A 19,499-nucleotide genomic window follows, 5' to 3' on the forward strand; every position below is an offset into this window, starting at 1 on the left:
TAGCCGACAGGGCGTCGCGCATGCAGACTGCACAAAAAGTCATCACAACCTATCGCCGGAAACGCATTCTGGTTTGCCTGCTGGTCGCACTACTGACGCTGACAACAACCTTAGTAATACGATTTATTTCGCAGCGTAGCTTAAATCAGCAACGCGTTCAGATGAGCACCAACAAGATGGTGGCCGCTATGGATAATATCCTGCGGCCTCTGGCGGCCCAGCACGTTGCGCTACTGCATCTAGTCAATCAGCCTTGTCAGGACGTCCACCTCACGTTACGTAAGCTGGCGGCATCGCTGCAAACGGTGCGTTCAATTGCGCTGGTCCAGTCGAACCTGCTGTACTGCTCGAGTATTTTTGGCCAACGCAATATTCCAATACACCAGCTACAGCCGGCATTACCAACCCATCATCCCCTGCTCACCTTCAGCTACGACTCCTCGCTGCTCAAAGGGACGCCGGTACTTATCCAGTGGTATCCCGCGTCGCTTAGCGGCGCTGACGGCGTGCTGCTGGTGATCAACATTGAGCTGCTGGGCGAGTTAATTTTCAACGCAAAATCAGCGCTAATCAGCGGAATTGGCCTTAGCGTAGGCGAAAAAAGCTTTATTAGCGGTTCAGGGCTGAGTAAACAGGAAGCCCTGCCGGGCGAGCAAATCATCTACCGCCAGCCGTCGACCGAGTTTCCCTTTACCATTAGCGTCAGCGGGCCAGGAGCCTCGGCGGTCGCCCTTAATGAACTACCGGCCGAGCTTCCGCTGGCGCTGGTAATCAGCCTGTTAATGACCGGCATCGCCTGGCTGGCGACCGCCGGAAGAATGAGCTTTTCCCGCGAAATTAATCTCGGCATTGCCGCGCACGAGTTCGCCCTCTGGTGTCAGCCCCAGCAGAACTTACGCACCCGACAATGCTGTGGCGTGGAAATTTTGCTGCGATGGAATAATCCGCGCAGAGGGACTATCTCACCAGATGTTTTTATACCCATCGCGGAAAGATATAATTTGATTGTCCCCCTGACCCGCTATGTCATTTCGCAAACAGCGCACAAATTATCCCTCTTCCCTCAGGACAAACATTTTCACATCAGCATTAACGTCGCCGCCCGCCATTTTGCCAACGGCGAGCTGCTGCGCGATCTGCATCACTACTGGTTTAGCGCCCATCCCATACAGCAACTGATCGTTGAGCTCACCGAACGTGACGTACTGCAGGATGGCGACCACCATATGGCCGAGCATCTTCATTTCAAAGGCGTCCAGCTGGCTATCGATGATTTCGGTACCGGCAACAGCTCCCTTTCGTGGCTGGAAAAGCTGCGCCCTGATGTCCTGAAAATTGATAAATCGTTTACCAGCGCAATTGGGATTGATAGCGTTAATGCGACGGTGACCGACATGATCATTGCTCTCGCCCATCGTCTGAAAATTGTTACCGTCGCGGAAGGCGTCGAGACCCAGGATCAGGAAGGGTATCTGCGCGGCAACGGCGTTGATTTATTGCAGGGGTTTTATTACGCCCGGCCGATGCCGGTAGAGGACTTTCCGCAGTGGCTGGCGGCGGAAAAGCGTCGGGAAATGAACGCCTAAAAATGCCCGCCGGCATGAGGCCGGCGGGCATCAACGTTACTCTTCTTCGTCGTTGTACTGACGCAGCTTGACAACGCGCACCAGGTCGACGCGGTAGTCGTTGGCTTCAATGATGGTGAACTGCAGAGGCGACAGTTCAAGCACGTCGCCCGGACGAGGAATATGGCCGTTGACGGCAATCACCAGGCCAGCAACCGTGGCGATATCTTCGTCCTCATCGACCAGATCGTCTACGCCCAACGCCTGCTGCAACGCATGCACGTCGGTTGAACCTTTCACCAGCCAGCCATCGCCATCGATGACAATTTCCGGCGTTTCGTCGGCGTCCGGGAACTCACCGGCAATCGCCTCCAGTACGTCCAGCGGCGTAACCAGCCCCTGCACCACGCCAAACTCGTTAGTGACGATGACAAAGCTACCGCGGGCGCGGCGCAGCACGCCGAGCAGGTTGATAGGGTCCAACGTTTCCGGGACCACAATCGCCGGCGAGGCGGAAGCCAGCGCGGCAACGTTGTCACCCGCCTCCAGCGCCACCAGCATCTCTTTTGCCCGTACGATACCGATGATTTCATCCAGCTCGCCGCGACAGACCGGGAACAGGCTGTGCGGGGAAGAGAGCAGCTGGCGGCGAATTTCATCTTCGCTTTGCTCTGCGTTCACCCAGCTAATTTCCCCGCGTGGGGTCATAATACTGCGCAACGAACGCTGGGCCAGGGTCAGTACTCCATTAATCATATAGCGCTCTTCTTCCGCAAACGCGCCTTCCGGTATTGGCACCACGGACGAGCTGTCGCTATCGTGCGCCGGGGCGCTCTGCTTCCGCCCGCCCATCAGGCGCAGGATCGCATCGGCAGTACGCGCGCGCAGAGGCAGGGTCGATTGATGGCGAATAAAGTTACGGCGCGCAACCTGGTTAAAGAACTCGATGGTTATCGAGAAGCCAATCGCGGCGTACAGGTAACCTTTCGGTATATGGAAACCAAATCCTTCCGCCACCAGGCTCAGGCCGATCATCAGCAGGAAGCTCAGGCAGAGCACCACCACCGTCGGATGCTGGTTGACAAAATTAGTCAACGGCTTCGAAGCCAGCAGCATCACCGCCATCGCAATCACAACCGCCGCCATCATCACCGGCAGGTGGTTAACCATCCCGACCGCAGTAATCACGGCATCCAGCGAGAACACGGCGTCAAGTACGACGATTTGCAGTACCACCACCCAGAAACTGGCATATCCTTTACCATGACCGGAGTCATGCTGGCGGTTCTCCAGCCGTTCATGCAGTTCGGTGGTCGCCTTAAACAGCAAGAATATCCCGCCGAGCAGCATAATAAGATCGCGCCCGGAGAACGAGAAATCGGCAACGCTGAAAAGCGGTTTCGTCAGGGTCACCATCCACGAAATGACCGACAGTAGCCCCAGACGCATAAACAGCGCCAGCGAAAGGCCGATCAGGCGCGCCTTATCGCGCTGCTTTGGCGGCAGCTTGTCGGCAAGGATGGCGATAAACACCAGGTTGTCGATACCCAGTACGATTTCAAGGACGACAAGCGTCAGCAAACCGGCCCAAATAGAGGGATCCATTAAGAATTCCATGAGCAGCTCCAGTTAACGACAGGCATAGTCATCGCTGTGTCATGCACAGACGAGACACTTGTTGCTGGTGAAAAGACGTAGCAGGTGACTGCGGCACGCGCGTGCCGGAAGGTGAAATGACGTCGGTGACGGTCCATATAGCGGGCTATGCCCTATACTCCTGAGTAATTAAACGGAACGTAAACATAGCAAAATATAGAGCATTATTGGAAAAAATTTACCTGTCTTTGCAATAGTTAAGGCTATTTTTTGCGCTGCAAAATAATTAGCACCCGATGCATAATTAGCGGAGCTTCATCACATTAATTATTTTTTCACTGTCTAAAATAATTCGCTGTAGTAATTACTTTATATCTTACACCCTTACTGAATCGATTTTGTTCGCAAGAGTGATTCAGGATGTATCACAACAGATGATGCATTCACGATTATAAAGGAGGTAGCAAGTGACGATTGCTATTGTAATAGGCACACATGGTTGGGCTGCAGAACAGCTGTTAAAAACGGCAGAAATGCTGCTGGGCGAACAGGAAAACGTTGGCTGGATCGATTTCGTTCCTGGCGAAAATGCAGAAACGTTAATCGAGAAGTACAACGTTCAGTTGGCAAAGCTGGATACGGCTAAAGGCGTGTTATTTCTCGTCGATACATGGGGAGGCAGCCCGTTTAACGCGGCCAGCCGTATTGTCGTCGATAAAGAACATTATGAAGTCATCGCGGGCGTCAATATCCCGATGCTGGTCGAAACGCTGATGGCGCGCGACGACAACCCCTCGTTTGATGAACTGGTCGCCCTGGCGGTGGAAACCGGTCGTGAAGGCGTGAAGGCACTGAAAGCGAAGCCGGTGGAAAAGGCCGCCCCTGCTCCGGTTCAGGCTGCGGCACCGAAAGCGGCAGCGCCATTGAAGCCAATGGGTCCAAACGACTACATGGTTATTGGGCTGGCGCGTATCGATGACCGTTTAATTCACGGCCAGGTCGCCACTCGCTGGACCAAAGAGACCAATGTTTCGCGCATAATCGTCGTCAGCGACGAAGTGGCGGCGGATACCGTGCGTAAAACGCTGCTGACCCAGGTTGCTCCTCCGGGCGTTACCGCCCACGTAGTAGACGTGGCGAAGATGATTCGCGTCTATAACAACCCCAAATACGCAGGCGAGCGCATTATGCTGCTGTTCACTAACCCAACGGACGTTGAACGTGTTGTTGAAGGCGGTGTGAAAATCACCAGCGTCAACATCGGCGGCATGGCTTTCCGTCAGGGCAAAACGCAGGTGAATAACGCCATTTCGGTCGATGAGAAAGATATTGAAGCGTTCAAGAAGTTGAACGCCCGCGGTATCGAACTGGAAGCCCGCAAAGTTTCCACCGACCAGAAACTGAAAATGATGGATCTGATCGGCAAGGTGAAATAAGCCTCTCTGCGGATCGCAACTCAATTTTCAACTTAAGACTTAATCAACAGGAGAAGTACAATGGAGATTACCCTTCTTCAGATTGTGCTGGTGTTCATCGTCGCGTGTATTGCGGGTATGGAGTCGGTACTTGATGAATTTCAGTTCCACCGTCCTCTGGTGGCCTGTACGCTGATTGGCGCCGTTCTCGGGGATATGAAAACCGGTATTATCATCGGTGGTACCCTGGAAATGATCGCCCTGGGGTGGATGAACATCGGCGCCGCCGTTGCGCCTGATGCCGCGCTTGCATCCATCATCTCAACCGTTCTGGTTATCGCGGGCCACCAAAGCATCGGTGCCGGTATCGCGCTGGCAATTCCGCTGGCGGCAGCGGGCCAGGTGCTGACCATTATCGTCCGTACCATTACCGTTGCTTTCCAGCACGCTGCGGATAAAGCGGCGGAAAATGGCAACCTGACGGCCATCTCCTGGCTGCACGTTTCGTCACTGTTCCTGCAGGCGATGCGTATCGCTATTCCTGCGGTTATCGTGGCGATTTCCGTCGGTACCAGCGAAGTACAAGGTCTGCTGAACGCCATTCCTGAAGTGGTTACCGGCGGTCTGAACATCGCGGGTGGCATGATCGTGGTAGTGGGTTATGCGATGGTCATCAATATGATGCGCGCCGGCTACCTGATGCCGTTCTTCTACCTTGGCTTTGTTACCGCCGCGTTCACCGATTTCAACCTGGTTGCTCTGGGTGTGATTGGTACGGTAATGGCTGTCCTCTACATTCAGCTGAGCCCGAAATATAACCGCGTCGCGGGTGCGCCTGCGCAGGCTGCTGGTAATAACGATCTCGACAACGAACTGGACTAACAGGTGAGCGAAATGGTTGATATGACTAAAAATACCACCGAGAAAAAACTCACTCAGAGTGATATTCGTGGCGTGTTCATTCGTTCTAACCTGTTCCAGGGTTCATGGAACTTCGAACGTATGCAGGCGCTGGGCTTCTGCTTCTCCATGGTACCGGCTATTCGTCGCCTGTATCCGGAGAACAACGATGCGCGCAAACAGGCGATTAAGCGTCACCTTGAGTTCTTTAACACCCATCCCTACGTTGCGGCTCCGGTTCTCGGCGTAACGCTGGCGATGGAAGAGCAGCGTGCTAACGGCGCAGAAATCGACGATGGCGCCATCAACGGTATCAAAGTTGGTCTGATGGGCCCGCTGGCCGGCGTAGGCGACCCGATCTTCTGGGGTACCGTTCGTCCGGTATTCGCCGCACTGGGCGCAGGTATCGCCATGAGCGGAAGCCTGCTCGGCCCTCTGCTGTTCTTTATCCTGTTTAACGCGGTGCGTCTGCTGACCCGCTATTACGGCGTCGCTTACGGTTACCGTAAAGGTATCGACATCGTTAAAGATATGGGCGGCGGCTTCCTGCAGAAACTGACCGAGGGGGCGTCAATTCTCGGCCTGTTTGTCATGGGGGCGCTGGTTAACAAGTGGACGCACGTGAACATCCCGCTGGTGGTTTCCACCATCACCGGTCAGGATGGCCAGACTCGCGTCACTACCGTGCAGACGATCCTTGACCAGCTGATGCCGGGCCTGGTACCGCTGCTGCTGACCTTCGCTTGTATGTGGCTGCTGCGTAAGAAAGTTAACGCCCTGTGGATCATCGTGGGCTTCTTCGTCATCGGTATCGCCGGCTACGCTGTCGGACTGCTGGGTCAGTAATCAACACGTTGTGCGCCGGGGGCTTGCCCCCGGCTTTTTTATTTGGAGGATGGATGACAATCACGGACCTGGTGTTAATCCTGTTTATTCTCGTTTTGCTCGCGTTTGCGGTTTACGACCAGTTCATCATGCCGCGCCGTAATGGCCCAGTTTTACTGGCTATCCCCCTGCTCCGCCGCAACCGCGTCGATGGCATTATCTTCGTCGGCCTCATAGCTATCCTGATTTATAACAATATTGCCAACCACGGCGAACTTATCACCACCTGGTTATTATCTGCCCTGGCCTTAATGGGGTTATATCTGTTCTGGATCCGCTCACCCAAAATCATTTTCAAGCAGCAGGGCTTTTTTTTCGCCAATATCTGGATCGAATATAAGCGTATTAAAGAGATGAATTTATCGGAAGATGGCGTACTGGTCATGCAATTAGAACAACGGCGCCTGCTTATTCGCGTACGAAATATCGACGATCTGGAAAGTATATACAAACTTCTCGTTTCCACTCAATAGCTTAAAAATATAGCCAACGCTATATTTACCCCTTCCCCCACGTCTGGAATATAGCCACGGCTATATTCCTGACGTTCACTTCAACGATATTTATTAACTAATCATTTACCTATAAATTGAAATGAAAATCGTTATCATTTGATTGGAAAAATAACCGCGTCCTGTTATTGTTTTATATTCTAAAATTATGTTAAGGTTGCGCCCGTCGTTGGGGAGTAGCCAATTTTCTGCCTGGCAGAAAATGTCCGTGTCAACATACTCGTTGCAAAACGTGGCACGTGCGGGTTGAAGCAGAACGTATTCAATCAGGCGAGACCATAGACGCATCACTGCTGTACGCAGCACTTTATCATTAGGTGTGCTGCGTATTTTTACTGGGGGCAGCGATGTGTCATATGGATTATCCCCGGTCAGGACGCTCTCATGAATGTATCCGCTACAATTCTTCTTGCCTTCGGCATGTCCATGGACGCCTTTGCGGCCTCTATTGGAAAAGGCGCGACCCTCCATAAACCTAAATTTTCTGAAGCCCTGCGGACGGGTCTGATCTTTGGCGCTATCGAAACGCTCACCCCGCTTGTCGGCTGGGGTTTGGGGATGCTCGCCAGCCAGTTCGTACTCGAATGGAACCACTGGATTGCCTTTGTGCTGCTGGTTTTTCTCGGCGGTCGAATGGTTATCGAAGGGTTACGCGGCGGCGATAGCGATGAGTGCGAAGCTCCGCGCCGTCATGGTTTTTGGCTACTGGTGACCACCGCTTTCGCCACCAGCCTGGATGCGATGGCCGTCGGCGTTGGCCTGGCGTTCCTGCAGGTCAATATTATCGCCACCGCGCTGGCTATCGGCTGCGCCACGTTGATGATGTCGACGCTGGGCATAATGGTAGGACGTTTTATCGGCCCGCTGCTCGGCAAACGGGCGGAAATCCTTGGCGGTATCGTGCTGATCGGCATTGGCGCCCAGATCCTCTGGAGCCATTTCGCTGGCTAATCCTCAGGCATCGCGCTGCCAGCAGTGAATAGCAAAATCGGTCTGGCAGTCAAACAGCGCCTGCTGGCGCAGCGCTTCCCTCACCGGCGGCTTCGCCCGCCACGCAAACGGCGTCATTTGCAGTAAAGCTTCCGCCTCGCTGCCGTTAAGCTGCATCGGATAGGCCAACTGCTGCTGGTGACGTAACGTAAATCCTTCCATCTCTTCCCTGCTCTGCTCATGCAAGCGCACGTCGTCGTAGATCAACCCTTTCAGCTCCATAAGGTGGCGAGGTCCCGGCGTCGCGGTGATAACCCAGCCGCCGGGCCTGACAACGCGCGCCAGTTCAAGGGCATTACAGGGAGCATAAATACGTACTATCGCATCCAGGCTCGCGTTCTCAAACGGCAGACGCTGGCTGGAAGCGACGCAAAAGCTGACCTGCGGATAACGTTTTGCCGCCGCGCGGATAGCCGATTTCGACACATCCAGGCCCCAGCTATGGGCCGCGATGGCGGCAAAAGCGTGCGTGTAGTAGCCTTCTCCGCAGCCAATATCCAATAAATCCGTCGGCGCGAAGGTTTGCAGATAAGCGCAGATAGCCCCGCGAAGCGGCTGATAATGCCCCGCATCAAGGAACGCGCGCCTGGCCTGCATCATTTCAGCGCTGTCGCCCGGATCGCGGGAGCGCTTAAACTGCACAGGCAGCAAATTGACGTACCCTTCCTTCGCCAGATCGAACTGATGCCGCTGCGGGCAGATATAGCTATTATCGCGGCGCTCAAGCGGCGCGTGGCAAAGGGGGCAACTGTAAGACATGACAACTCCGGTGTGCTGAAAGGGCGAAAGTGTAGCGCTATTCGCCCCTCCAGGCCACCGTTACAGCGCAGGCGACGGGGCTCCGTCACGATGCATCACGATAAGATTTTCCGCCCCCTGCGGCATCCCATCGGGCATGACGTTTTCCAGGCGCAGCACATCGCCCATAATCTGGCTGAATACCGGCGCCGAAACCGCTCCGCCGTAATACGAACCGTTACTGGGATCGTTCATCACTACCACCAGCGCGAATTTCGGGTTACTGGCGGGCGCAACGCCGGCGGTATAGGCAACGTACTTATCGATATATTTACCATCCGGTCCAATTTTTTTGGCGGTACCGGTTTTTACCGCCACCCGATAGTCGCGTACCGCCGCTTTGGTCCCGCCGCCGCCCGGTAAGGCGACGCTCTCCATCATATGTTCGACTTCATGCACGATTTGCTCCGGCATTACCCGAGTACCCATCACCGGCGGATCAATACGGGTTATTGATAGCGGACGCTCGATACCGTAGCTGCCGATAGTGGCATACACGTGCGCCAGCTGGAGCGGCGTGACCATCAGGCCGTAGCCGAAGGCGAATGTCGCCCGGTCCAACTGGCCCCAATAGCGGCGCTGCGGCATCAACCCGGCGCTCTCCCCGGTCAATCCCAGGCCAGTAGAGTCGCCAAAACCGAACGCTTTATAGGTATCGATAAGATGCTGAATTGGCATCGCCAGCGACAAATGTGAAACCCCGGTATCGCTGGATTTCTGCAGAATACCGGTGAGGGAGAGCTCGGGATAGTAACCCACGTCGCGAATACGGTGGCCATCGAGGACAAACGGATGAGTATCCACCACGCTATCCGGCTGAACAATGCCCTGCTGGAGCGCGGTCATCAGCACCAGCGGTTTAACCGTCGACCCCGGCTCGAAAGTATCGCTAATGGCGCGATTGCGAAAATCATCCAGCTTCGCATCATCGCGATTGTTCGGGTTGAAGTCCGGGTAGCTGGCCATCGACAGAATCTCCCCGGTATCGATTTTAATTAATACCGCCGCTCCTGATTCCGCCTTGTTCCAGCGAACAGCGTTATCCAGCGCGTCCTCTGTCACCGTTTGCAGGCGCTCATCGATACTGAGCTGTAAATTGTGGGCCGGAACCGCCGGGACTTCGGTGATATTTTCGATGACGTTGCCGTGCCGGTCTTTGCGCACCAGGCGACGCCCGGGCTGACCGGTCAACTGAACGTTAAAGCTTTTCTCAACGCCTTCAATACCCTGGTTATCGATATTGGTAAAACCCAGCAGGTTAGCGGCAACGTGCCCCGCCGGATAAAAGCGGCGCGACTCATCGCGCAGATTGATCCCCGGCAGATGAAGCTTATCAATCCACTCCGCCTGCTCCGGATTGATCTGGCGCGCCAGGTAGAGAAACCGCGCGTGAGGGTGCGCTTCGACGCGGTGGGCCAGCTCGCTAAGGTTGAGATGTAAAGCTTGCGCCATTGCTTGCCAGCGCGGACCGTAGCCGACGCCCCCCTTTTCGAGCGTGGTTTGCGGATCGACCCAGACGGCGCTCACCGGCACGCTGACCGCCAGCGGTCGGCCCTCGCGGTCGCTAATCGTGCCGCGCTGCACATCAATAGGCTCCTCGCGCAGGGATCGCATGTCCTCTTGTTTAACCAGATTGTCAGGGGAGACAATTTGTAGCCAGCCGACCCGGACCAACAGCAGTCCCATACAGCAAAGAATCGCCACGCACAACAACCCAAACCTAAGCGGGGTAAAGTTGGCGGCTGACTTGAGTTTGTTCTTTTGCACCTTAGCTCCATCATTGTTTTGCAAGCATCTGATTTAACAGAAATAGACAAAACAGGTTGCTAAACAGTGCTAATAATGGTGTTGATTTGCAACAAAGCGCAACGGAGGGTGGTAAATGGACATGTTTTGCAATAAATACTAAAAAGCCCCGCAGTTGCGAGGCTTTCTTACAAGATTCAGTGGTCTTAAATCAGATAGCAGTTACGTTAACTGCAGCTGGACCTTTCTGGCCGTCCTGAATTTCGAACTCAACGTTCTGGCCTTCAGCCAGAGTTTTGAAACCGTTACCCTGGATAGCGGAGAAGTGTACAAACACATCTTTGCTGCCATCAGCCGGAGTAATGAAGCCAAAACCTTTAGACTCGTTGAACCACTTAACTTGACCTTTAATCTTTGCCATTTGCAAAATTCCTTAGACTGTTTTCTTCGCCCGTAGGGCGCTTACATAGATAAAACTGACACATGACTGCATGAGGCACTAATATAAGGTTCGGCAGAGAAGCGGTATTCAACGACAACGTGTTTACTCAGGACTTCTTTACTGAAAATGCCACACATAAACAGAACTGTACCTCGTTTAACCCGAAACGTGTTATCACATACTACGTAAATAATGGCAAGCCATTTTTAGACGGGTCTCGATCGCTCGCACAGATTATAAGGGAATCATTTGATCGCCTGCACATTTATGCGACTTTGCTCGCTCTGGCTTATCCTTATCGCGCCCTGCTTGCCCCCCCAGGATATCCTCTCTGGCGGCCACTTATCCGTCACAGCTCAACAACTTCAGTGCTCCCACCCACGGCCGCAGTGAAACCGCCAATTTTAGGGGGAGACAAAAACCACTGCATAAAGATGCATATAAAAGCTCATAACGATAGACGAAAAATTGCTTTAATGCGGGCATTTCATAATATCAAAACACGTAAATTGAAGAGCTTAAAATATTGTCTATACTGATATTCCACGACAATAATGAAGAGCTGATGACAGTTAAGTCCAACTATTCTTTTATTTGATTAATTAAACAAAGCAATATAAGGCGGCGTGGTAAAGCCGCTTCCGCTGGCCCGTGCGCGCGGAAAAAGCTGAAGAGGTTTATAGATAAGATTAAGTTATACAGCCGGGTGAGATACAGGCGCACACCGCAAACGTGCACACCTGTCGGTCGGATCAGCGCTCTGCAACAAGACGGATAAAATCGTCGTCGCCTTTTCCCTTTTCGGCTACTGAAGGTTCAGCGACGCTCTCCTTCTCAGGCGCATTGGCCTCACAGAGACGACGCAGCAGCGCGGTTTGCCGCTTTTGCTGATCCAGCAGCGCCTGCAGCAGCGCTATCTGCTCATTGGCGCGCGAACTGGCGCGATTAACAAAAAACCATAACAACAGGCCGACAAGCAGCAGCACAACAGATAGCGCCACGGATGCCAGGCTTACAATCCCAGGATTTAGTAACTCACTCATTTCACCACCTCAAAGAGAAGGCGCTTATTCTACCACCCGCGCAGCAGAAGAAAATCAATCATATTAAAAATGTCTTACCAGGGAATAAATTTATTGATAGTGCAGATGCCGCTGAAGAACTGTACATCCTGATCGCACATTACGTTAAGCATCTGAGTCCATAGCAGTAAGCAACCTGCAATGATGACTATCAGCAAAACCCACCGTAATTTTTTCACTCCACACTCCGCATCAGTATCAGATGTCGCCAGGATAACATGACCTTCTTAAACCGCGGCTAACTGTAATACGAAAGGCAAGTTTAGGAATCATAGACTTGTTTCAACTGGTGTTCATGCCAGAATGGACGCAAGGATAATACAAATAATGAGGCAACAATGCGATTGATCATTCGTACCATTGTGGTGCTGGCTATCTTGTGGATTGGCGTGTTATTAAGCGGTTATGGTGTATTAATGGGCAGCAGTGAGAACGCAGGAGGGCTGGGATTGCAGTGTAAATATCTCACGGCTCGCGGCATCAGTACCGCACAATATGTTCATTCCAGCAGCGGTATTATCGGCATCACCGATTGCCCTATTCTGCGTAAAAGCGCCACGGTTGTTGATAACGGCTAGTCACGAGCGGGCTACAGATTCTGTAGCCCGCTTCACGCACCCGATCAGAACGGATAATCGTTATAGCCCATCTGCTCGGAAATTTTACGTGCCGCCGTGTGCAGCATCGCGACATACTCGTTCAGGCGTTCTTCCGAGAAACGCAGCGTCGGGAAAGAGATACTCAGACCGGCGATAACCACGCCGAAGCGGTCGAAAACCGGCACCCCAATGCAGCGCAGCCCTTCTTCCTGCTCTTCGTTATCTTCGCCATACCCCTGCTCGCGGACCTGATCCAGAACCGCCAGCAGCTCTTCGGTGCTGGTGATGGTCCGGTCGGTGCTGCGTTTGTACTCCACGCCTTCCAGAATCTGTTCAACCTCGGAACGATCGCGCCAGGCCAGCAGCACTTTACCGATCGCGGTGCTGTACAGCGGGTTACGACGCCCAATGCGCGAGTACATGCGCAAATTGTACATTGAGTCGATTTTGTGGATGTAAACGATGCTGTCTTCATCCAAAGCACCCAGGTGGACGGTCTCTTTCGTCAGACGTGAAAGCTCGCGCATCTGAATATCAGCGCTGCGTACCAAATCAACGTTCTGCAAAGCCCGCGCGCCAAGTTCGAAGAGTTTGAGGGTCAGAGAATATTTCTCGGATTCGCCTTCCTGAGCTACGTACCCCAGCGATTTCATGGTCTGCAAAAAGCGATAAACGGTGCTTTTTGACATCATGACGCGCTGGGACAGTTCGGTAATGCCAATTTCACGCTCTTCGCCAAGCGCCTGCAGAATGCCAAAAACCTTCAATACCGAAGAGACAGAATCTGGCTGTTTATCCAAATCTGCAACTGCCATTTATCACCTCATCGCAACTGTTTTATAAAAATTAGAACCGGTTTTTATTATAAATTCGCATCCCGCGACCCGCAATCGTTCTTCTGCCTATTCGTTACAAATCTGCGACATGCCGCTGAATAATCAATGCTAAAATTATTACCCAGTTAATAGTCCCCGATAAGATACAGACCTCACATGGATAAAAACCTCTCCGATGGGTTACCTTTGCCGCAGCGTTACGGCGCCATTCTGACCATTGTATTAGGCCTGTCGATGGCGGTGCTGGATGGCGCGATCGCCAACGTCGCCCTACCGACCATCGCCAGCGATTTAAACGCCTCCCCGGCATCCTCTATCTGGATAGTGAATGCCTACCAAATCGCCATTGTTATCGCCCTGCTGCCGCTCTCTTTCCTCGGCGATATGGTCGGCTATCGGCGTATTTATAAAATCGGCCTGGCGCTTTTTACCTTCACGTCGCTGGCCTGCGCCCTCTCCACAAGCCTGGAAATGCTGACCCTGGCGCGCGTGGCGCAGGGCCTCGGCGGCGCGGCACTGATGAGCGTTAACACCGCGCTTATTCGCCTGATTTATCCCCAGCGTTTTCTCGGCCGCGGAATGGGGATCAACTCTTTCGTGGTGGCGGTCTCCTCCGCGGCGGGTCCGACCATCGCCGCCGCGATTCTCTCGATGGCTTCATGGCAATGGCTGTTTCTGATTAACGTTCCGCTGGGCATTATTTCCCTGCTTCTCGCGATAAGCTATCTGCCCGCCAACGTGGGCCGCAGCAAGGTCACCCGCTTCGACCTGCCGAGCGCCATCATGAATGCCTTAACCTTTGGCTTACTGATTACCGCTCTCGGCGGTTTCGCCCAGGGCCAGTCCGGCGAACTGGTTGCGGCGGAGATCGTTGCCATGCTGGTCGTCGGTTTCTTTTTTGTCCGTCGTCAGCTCAGGATGCCGGTCCCCCTGTTGCCGATTGACCTGCTGCGTATCCCGCTGTTCTCTCTTTCAATTTGTACCTCCATATGCTCCTTCTGCGCCCAGATGCTGGCCATGGTTTCGCTGCCGTTCTTCCTGCAGTCAATGATGGGACGCAGCGAGGTGGAAACCGGTCTGCTCCTGACGCCGTGGCCGCTGGCCACAATGGTGATGGCGCCGCTGGCAGGCTATTTGATTGAGAAAGTTCACGCCGGGCTGCTGGGCGCGATTGGCCTTCTCGTCATGGCCTGTGGCCTGTTCGGCCTGGCTTTACTGCCCTCCGCCCCCACGGATCTGGATATTATCTGGCGAATGGCGCTCTGCGGCGCGGGCTTTGGTCTGTTCCAGTCGCCCAACAATCACACCATCGTCTCTTCAGCGCCGGCTCATCGTAGCGGCGGCGCAAGCGGCATGCTGGGTACCGCGCGCCTGCTTGGGCAGAGTACCGGCGCCGCGCTGGTGGCGCTGCTGTTTAATCTGTCAGGGAATAGCGGAACCCACACCGCTCTTATGCTGGCCGGGATCCTTGCCGTTGTCGCCGCGGCCGTCAGCGGGCTGCGCGTCACGCAGCCGCGCGCCAGGCTGTAGCCCTTAATCGACATAAAAAAATCCGCAGCCCGAAGGTTGCGGATTTTTATTTTTTTACAGCCGGGAACGGAGCGTTACTTCAGATATTCGCCGCTGCGCAGGGCTTCAATACGCTTATCCAGAGGCGGGTGAGTCATAAACAGCTCGCTCATGGATTTCGCTTTACCGTTAATACAGAACGCCATCATGCTGCTGGCTTCCTGCGGCTCATAGCTGGTTTTCAGGCGCTGCAGCGCGGCGATCATTTTCTCACGCCCGACCAGTTTTGCTGAACCGGCGTCGGCATGGAACTCGCGGTAGCGGGAGAACCACATGGTGATAATGCTCGCCAGAATACCAAACACCAGCTCCAGCACCGTAGCGACCGCAAAATAGATCAGCGGGTTGCCGTTGCTGTTTTCACCTTCATCCCGATTGCCGCCGAGGAAGCCCGCTGCAATCTGCGCGATAACGCGCGAGATAAAGATAACGAAGGTATTCACCACCCCCTGAATCAGCGTCATGGTAACCATGTCACCGTTGGCAATGTGGCTAATCTCATGCGCAATGACCGCTTCCGCTTCATCACGGCTCATGTTCTGCAACAGCCCTGTGCTGACGGCCACCAGCGACGCATCGCGGCGCGCGCCGGTCGCGAAGGCGTTAATATCCGGCGCATGGTAGATAGCCACCTGTGGCATACCAATGCCCGCCTGCCGCGCCTGCTGCGCGACGGTATTCATTAGCCAGCGCTCGGTTTCATTACGCGGCTGCTCAATGACTTCCCCACCCACCGATTTCAGCGCCATCCATTTCGACATCAGCAGCGAAACGATTGAACCGCCGAAACCAAACAACAGCGCCATGATCAGCAGCCCGGTCATGCTGCTTGACTGAATTCCCGTCAGGCTTAGCACCAGCCCGAACACCACCATCACTGCCAGGTTGGTCAGCAGGAAAAGCGCGATTCGCATCATAATTTTCTTTTAACCTCGATTTAACAAAACGCACTATGCGATTACCCACATGGTATGGGTAGAGCGCCAATTTTCAACCATCAGGCCCCGCTAAGTCACGAGAAAGACACAACTTTACATTTTGTAGCATATTGCTGACGCTGGGCAATAGCGTTGACATTTTGTTGAATTCAGGCCGGCAAAGTTGCGCAAGAACAGAAAAGAAAACGGGCACAAATTAGTGTGCCCGTTGGGGATTTATTTACTGGCCGGGGGCTCTACCGCTGGCCGATCCTTTTCCTCATGGGCCAGATCGAGCGCAATATGAACCGTTTCATCAAGATACGGATCGGGCTCCTGGTAATCCTTCGGCAGATCTTCCAGTTTCTTCAGCAACGGCTTGCCTTCGCGTTTCAGGCGATCGTTAACGCGAGCCAGACGAATCGCATCATCTTCTTCGTTCTCCTTTTCACGCTGCGCGTAGTTCAGGGAGACGATGTTGCGTTTGTCTTTCATCGCGTTATAGCGAGCAATGTCCTTCATGATGTACTGGAATTCAGGATCATTAGCGATACGCGCATCGTGGCGTTTTAGCAGCTCCGGCCCAAACGGCGTCAGGTCACTGTATTTAACGTAGGTTGCCGCATTGACGCTGTCCCACGGTAGCGCGTTATCTTCATACTGCTCGCCGGTCTCACGCTGTTCCGTTCCGGTCGGCATCATGATGTCCGGCGTCACACCCTTACGCTGAGTACTACCGCCGTTGATGCGATAGAATTTCTGAATGGTGTACTGTACGGAGCCCAGCGCCGGCCAGTCAGGGCGCAGCATTTGATCGTAGATACGGTTCAGCGAACGGTACTGCTGGACGGTCCCCTTGCCAAAGGTTGGCTCCCCGACGATCAGCGCGCGACCGTAGTCCTGCATCGCGGCGGCGAAAATTTCAGAAGCCGACGCGCTGAAACGGTCGACCAGCACCACCAGCGGGCCTTTGTAGTACACCACGCCATCGGTATCGCTGTCTTCGCGCACTTTACCGTTGTTATCGCGCACCTGAACAACCGGACCGGATGGAATAAACAAGCCAGAAAGCGAAACCGCTTCGGTCAGCGCCCCGCCGCCGTTGCTGCGCAGATCGATAACGATGCTGCTAACGTTCTGTTTTTCCAGTTTCTGCAGTTGAACCTTCACGTCATCCGTCAGGCCAACATAGAAACCTGGAATATCCAGTACGCCAACCTTCTCTTTGCCGACGGTTTTGACTGACATCTTAACCGCGCGGTCTTCAAGACGAATACGTTCGCGCGTGAGGGTCACAATCCGTGTTTTCGCGCCTTTACCCGCCGGGAGTATCTCCAGGCGAACCTTGCTGCCCTTTGGACCTTTGATCAGCGCTACCACATCATCAAGACGCCAGCCGATCACATCGACCATGGCCTTACCCGGCTGGCCAACGCCAACGATACGGTCACCCACGCTGATGGCTTTGCTCTTCGCCGCAGGCCCACCGGCCACCAGTGAATTGATCACCGTGTAGTCGTCATCCATCTGCAATACCGCGCCGATACCTTCGAGAGACAGGCTCATTTCGGTATTGAACTGTTCAGTATTGCGCGGTGAGAGATAGTTGGTATGCGGGTCGATTTCACGCGCAAAGGCGGTCATCGCCAGCGAGAAAACATCTTCGCTGTTGGTTTGCGCCAGACGGCGAATGGCAAACTTGTAACGACGGGTTAAGGTCTCGCGAATCTCTTTATCATCTTTGCCAGCCAGCTTGAGACTGAGCTGATCGAACTTCACCTTGGCATCCCACAGCGCATTCAGCTCGGCCTCATCTTTCGGCCAGGGCGACTTGCTGCGGTCAAGGTTGAAGTTGTCATTGCCGGTGAAGTCCATCGGACGTTCCAGCACTTTCAATGCATATTGATAACGCTCGAAACGACGTTTCTGCGCCAGATTATACAGGTCGTAAAAAACGTCCAGCTTCCCGCTGCGCAGCTCATCGCCGATTTGATTCTTTTTCGCGGCAAACTGCGCCACGTCGCTGGCCAACAGCACGTTATGGCTGTAATCCAGCAGGTTCAGATAACGATCGAAAATTTTTGCCGAAAAGGCATTGTCGAGATCGAACTGGCGGTAGTGGGAACGGGTAAAGCGCGATGTCACGCGCTCGCTCACCGTTGCGTGCTGCGGCTCTTCTTTCAGCACGGGGATTTGATCAATCCGGGTTATATTGTCCACGGCGAACGACTGGCCTGCGATTACCAGCAGGCCCGCCAACGCGGTGAGCTTAAAGAATTTGTTCATGCCTGGCCCGGCCTCCGTTTCAGAACACCAGGTGTTCTGCGCGTACAATCATTGACATACCAGAAGTCAGCTGTACACGAACGCCATCTTTGGTGATTTCCAGGACAGTGGCGTCCATTGCATTATTACCTGCTTTCACCTTCAGTGCCTGGCCAACGGTCAATACAGACACATCTGATACAGGGGTATGACGCTCTTCGCGCGGCGCTTTGGCTGCTGGTGCCGGGCGCGGTTTACGCTGCTCAGCGCCTTCTTTACGACGCGCCTGAGCCTGAGGACGAGGTTTACGCTCGCGACGAGCCCCCTCTTCCGGCTGGCCAGCGGCGGCGGCGGCTTCGCGTTTTTTCGCTTGCTGCGCTTCACGCTGCGCCTGAACGCGGGCTTTTGCTTCTTCAAGCTGCTGGCGGGCGTGAGCAACATGCTGCTCTTCCAGCTCGCCGCACGGGTTGCCGTCGAGGTCAACGCGGACTGCGCCAGGCTTAACGCCGTACAGGTAGCGCCAGCTCGAAGTATAAAGACGCAGTGCAGCGCGAAGTTGGGTTTTGCTGAGATTCATCTCTCCGCCAACGCGCTCAACGAGATCCTGAAAAATACCGACTTTCAGGGGGCGAGCTTCGCCTTCAGCGCTAAAACACTGAGGGAAGCGTTCGGCCAGAAACGCAATGACTTCTTTACTGCTATTCAACTTAGGTTGATTTTCCATGAAATTTCCTGATTACAACGGACGTAGCCAACAAGCCGCAGGCATGAACAGGCGTCATTATAATGACGTCATCGGTAAATGCTACGTTATCCGTTGATTATCCTGCGACGCGGGTGAATATTTTTTGATAATCAGTCGCAGAAATGAGTTTTTCCAGATGCGCGACCAGTTCTGCCAGCCCCTGCTCATCTTCAGCGGTGAAGCGGGAATAGGCTGTGCTATCGATATCCAGGACGCCGATAGTTCGATCGTTCACCCGCAACGGGAAGACAATTTCCGAATTACTGGCGGCGTCACAGGCGATGTGACCATCAAACGCGTGAACGTCTTCTACCCGCTGCACGCGATTCTGCGCGACGGCAGCGCCGCATACGCCGCGCCCTACCGGAATACGCACGCAGGCCAGCTTGCCCTGGAACGGGCCAAGGACCAGCGTGTCGCCTTCCAGGAGATAAAAACCGGCCCAGTTCACTTCAGCCAGCCGCTCGAACAGCAGCGCGCTGGTATTTGAAATCATGGCCAGAAAACTGGTTTCGCCTGCCATTAACGCCTGAAAATCGCGGTTCAGATCCGCGTAGAATTCTTGTTTGTTCATTATTTATTCGCTTAGTTGTCTTACTACCTTACACTTACAGCCTAATAAAATAAGCTTTAAATG

General features: G+C 53.9%; 18 protein-coding genes and 2 pseudogenes. 8 read left to right on the top strand and 12 right to left on the bottom strand.

Annotation, left to right across the window (positions count from 1 at the left end):
- Positions 1–20 precede the first annotated feature (20 nt).
- Positions 21–1,586 (top strand): EAL domain-containing protein, encoded by a 1,566-nt coding sequence (locus KCG39_RS08185; RefSeq protein WP_142468181.1) that lies wholly within the window; start codon positions 21–23, stop codon positions 1,584–1,586.
- Positions 1,587–1,622: 36 nt separating this feature from the next.
- Here KCG39_RS08185 and yoaE read toward each other — a convergent pair whose 3' ends face one another.
- On the bottom strand, positions 1,623–3,182 hold the full coding sequence (gene yoaE, locus KCG39_RS08190; RefSeq protein ID WP_004121989.1) for a CNNM family cation transport protein YoaE: 1,560 nt from the start codon (positions 3,180–3,182) through the stop codon (positions 1,623–1,625).
- A gap of 446 nt (positions 3,183–3,628) precedes the next feature.
- Here yoaE and manX point away from each other — a divergent pair, with 446 nt between their 5' ends.
- From manX to mntP, 5 genes are all read left to right on the top strand, one after another.
- Positions 3,629–4,597, top strand: a complete 969-nt coding sequence (gene manX / locus KCG39_RS08195) for a PTS mannose transporter subunit IIAB (RefSeq protein ID WP_004121990.1) — start codon at positions 3,629–3,631, stop codon at positions 4,595–4,597.
- A gap of 60 nt (positions 4,598–4,657) precedes the next feature.
- Complete coding sequence (gene manY, locus KCG39_RS08200) at positions 4,658–5,458, top strand: PTS mannose transporter subunit IIC (protein ID WP_004121991.1); 801 nt, start codon at positions 4,658–4,660, stop codon at positions 5,456–5,458.
- A gap of 12 nt (positions 5,459–5,470) precedes the next feature.
- Positions 5,471–6,322 (top strand): PTS mannose transporter subunit IID, encoded by an 852-nt coding sequence (locus KCG39_RS08205; protein WP_004103307.1) that lies wholly within the window; start codon positions 5,471–5,473, stop codon positions 6,320–6,322.
- A 53-nt stretch (positions 6,323–6,375) separates the two neighbouring features.
- Entirely contained in the window at positions 6,376–6,834 is a 459-nt protein-coding gene (locus KCG39_RS08210) for a DUF986 family protein (RefSeq protein ID WP_049114330.1), read from the top strand.
- A gap of 423 nt (positions 6,835–7,257) precedes the next feature.
- Positions 7,258–7,824, top strand: coding sequence for a manganese efflux pump MntP (gene mntP, locus KCG39_RS08215; RefSeq protein ID WP_004121993.1), 567 nt, complete (start codon positions 7,258–7,260; stop codon positions 7,822–7,824).
- A gap of 3 nt (positions 7,825–7,827) precedes the next feature.
- On the opposite strand, the gene rlmA is transcribed toward mntP, so the two are convergent.
- From rlmA to mgrB, 6 genes and pseudogenes are all read right to left on the bottom strand, one after another.
- Complete coding sequence (gene rlmA / locus KCG39_RS08220; RefSeq protein ID WP_049123223.1) at positions 7,828–8,622, bottom strand: 23S rRNA (guanine(745)-N(1))-methyltransferase; 795 nt, start codon at positions 8,620–8,622, stop codon at positions 7,828–7,830.
- A 60-nt stretch (positions 8,623–8,682) separates the two neighbouring features.
- Complete coding sequence (gene ftsI / locus KCG39_RS08225; protein ID WP_004121995.1) at positions 8,683–10,428, bottom strand: peptidoglycan glycosyltransferase FtsI; 1,746 nt, start codon at positions 10,426–10,428, stop codon at positions 8,683–8,685.
- A 190-nt stretch (positions 10,429–10,618) separates the two neighbouring features.
- Complete coding sequence (gene cspE / locus KCG39_RS08230; protein ID WP_001062678.1) at positions 10,619–10,828, bottom strand: transcription antiterminator/RNA stability regulator CspE; 210 nt, start codon at positions 10,826–10,828, stop codon at positions 10,619–10,621.
- Positions 10,829–10,840: 12 nt separating this feature from the next.
- Positions 10,841–10,986 (bottom strand): annotated as a pseudogene (locus KCG39_RS08235) (DUF2627 domain-containing protein).
- A 615-nt stretch (positions 10,987–11,601) separates the two neighbouring features.
- Positions 11,602–11,892 (bottom strand): YebO family protein, encoded by a 291-nt coding sequence (locus KCG39_RS08240; protein WP_142468182.1) that lies wholly within the window; start codon positions 11,890–11,892, stop codon positions 11,602–11,604.
- A gap of 74 nt (positions 11,893–11,966) precedes the next feature.
- On the bottom strand, positions 11,967–12,110 hold the full coding sequence (mgrB, locus tag KCG39_RS08245; protein ID WP_002911375.1) for a PhoP/PhoQ regulatory lipoprotein MgrB: 144 nt from the start codon (positions 12,108–12,110) through the stop codon (positions 11,967–11,969).
- Between the two features lie 159 nt (positions 12,111–12,269).
- On the opposite strand from mgrB, the gene KCG39_RS08250 reads away from it, so the two are divergent.
- On the top strand, positions 12,270–12,509 hold the full coding sequence (locus KCG39_RS08250; RefSeq protein ID WP_004122000.1) for a YobH family protein: 240 nt from the start codon (positions 12,270–12,272) through the stop codon (positions 12,507–12,509).
- Positions 12,510–12,553: 44 nt separating this feature from the next.
- Here the strand turns inward: KCG39_RS08250 and kdgR are convergent, their stop codons facing one another.
- On the bottom strand, positions 12,554–13,345 hold the full coding sequence (gene kdgR, locus KCG39_RS08255; protein WP_004122001.1) for a DNA-binding transcriptional regulator KdgR: 792 nt from the start codon (positions 13,343–13,345) through the stop codon (positions 12,554–12,556).
- 177 nt (positions 13,346–13,522) lie between these two features.
- On the opposite strand from kdgR, the gene KCG39_RS08260 reads away from it, so the two are divergent.
- Complete coding sequence (locus KCG39_RS08260) at positions 13,523–14,896, top strand: MFS transporter (RefSeq protein WP_142468183.1); 1,374 nt, start codon at positions 13,523–13,525, stop codon at positions 14,894–14,896.
- A gap of 74 nt (positions 14,897–14,970) precedes the next feature.
- On the opposite strand, the gene htpX is transcribed toward KCG39_RS08260, so the two are convergent.
- The 4 genes and pseudogenes from htpX to KCG39_RS08280 form a co-directional block, all read right to left on the bottom strand.
- Complete coding sequence (gene htpX / locus KCG39_RS08265) at positions 14,971–15,852, bottom strand: protease HtpX (protein ID WP_004122003.1); 882 nt, start codon at positions 15,850–15,852, stop codon at positions 14,971–14,973.
- A gap of 237 nt (positions 15,853–16,089) precedes the next feature.
- Positions 16,090–18,138, bottom strand: coding sequence for a carboxy terminal-processing peptidase (gene prc / locus KCG39_RS08270; protein ID WP_142468184.1), 2,049 nt, complete (start codon positions 18,136–18,138; stop codon positions 16,090–16,092).
- A 19-nt stretch (positions 18,139–18,157) separates the two neighbouring features.
- Positions 18,158–18,841, bottom strand: coding sequence for an RNA chaperone ProQ (gene proQ, locus KCG39_RS08275; RefSeq protein ID WP_004122005.1), 684 nt, complete (start codon positions 18,839–18,841; stop codon positions 18,158–18,160).
- 81 nt (positions 18,842–18,922) lie between these two features.
- A pseudogene (locus tag KCG39_RS08280) lies at positions 18,923–19,436 on the bottom strand (GAF domain-containing protein).
- Between the last annotated feature and the right edge of the window lie 63 nt (positions 19,437–19,499).

Origin of the sequence: Klebsiella pasteurii (assembly GCF_018139045.1) — a bacterium.
Taxonomy (GTDB): Bacteria; Pseudomonadota; Gammaproteobacteria; order Enterobacterales; family Enterobacteriaceae; genus Klebsiella; species Klebsiella grimontii.

What these genes read in the sequence shown, in the direction of transcription:
- yoaE (WP_004121989.1), bottom strand. Translation starts at nt 3,182, where the DNA reads ATGGAATTCTTAATGGATCCCTCTATTTGGGCCGGTTTGCTGACGCTT.
- cspE (WP_001062678.1), bottom strand. Translation starts at nt 10,828, where the DNA reads ATGGCAAAGATTAAAGGTCAAGTTAAGTGGTTCAACGAGTCTAAAGGT.
- KCG39_RS08205 (WP_004103307.1), top strand. Translation starts at nt 5,471, where the DNA reads ATGGTTGATATGACTAAAAATACCACCGAGAAAAAACTCACTCAGAGT.
- proQ (WP_004122005.1), bottom strand. Translation starts at nt 18,841, where the DNA reads ATGGAAAATCAACCTAAGTTGAATAGCAGTAAAGAAGTCATTGCGTTT.
- KCG39_RS08250 (WP_004122000.1), top strand. Translation starts at nt 12,270, where the DNA reads ATGCGATTGATCATTCGTACCATTGTGGTGCTGGCTATCTTGTGGATT.
- rlmA (WP_049123223.1), bottom strand. Translation starts at nt 8,622, where the DNA reads ATGTCTTACAGTTGCCCCCTTTGCCACGCGCCGCTTGAGCGCCGCGAT.
- KCG39_RS08210 (WP_049114330.1), top strand. Translation starts at nt 6,376, where the DNA reads ATGACAATCACGGACCTGGTGTTAATCCTGTTTATTCTCGTTTTGCTC.
- kdgR (WP_004122001.1), bottom strand. Translation starts at nt 13,345, where the DNA reads ATGGCAGTTGCAGATTTGGATAAACAGCCAGATTCTGTCTCTTCGGTA.
- mntP (WP_004121993.1), top strand. Translation starts at nt 7,258, where the DNA reads ATGAATGTATCCGCTACAATTCTTCTTGCCTTCGGCATGTCCATGGAC.
- KCG39_RS08240 (WP_142468182.1), bottom strand. Translation starts at nt 11,892, where the DNA reads ATGAGTGAGTTACTAAATCCTGGGATTGTAAGCCTGGCATCCGTGGCG.
- prc (WP_142468184.1), bottom strand. Translation starts at nt 18,138, where the DNA reads ATGAACAAATTCTTTAAGCTCACCGCGTTGGCGGGCCTGCTGGTAATC.
- KCG39_RS08260 (WP_142468183.1), top strand. Translation starts at nt 13,523, where the DNA reads ATGGATAAAAACCTCTCCGATGGGTTACCTTTGCCGCAGCGTTACGGC.
- htpX (WP_004122003.1), bottom strand. Translation starts at nt 15,852, where the DNA reads ATGATGCGAATCGCGCTTTTCCTGCTGACCAACCTGGCAGTGATGGTG.
- KCG39_RS08185 (WP_142468181.1), top strand. Translation starts at nt 21, where the DNA reads ATGCAGACTGCACAAAAAGTCATCACAACCTATCGCCGGAAACGCATT.
- manY (WP_004121991.1), top strand. Translation starts at nt 4,658, where the DNA reads ATGGAGATTACCCTTCTTCAGATTGTGCTGGTGTTCATCGTCGCGTGT.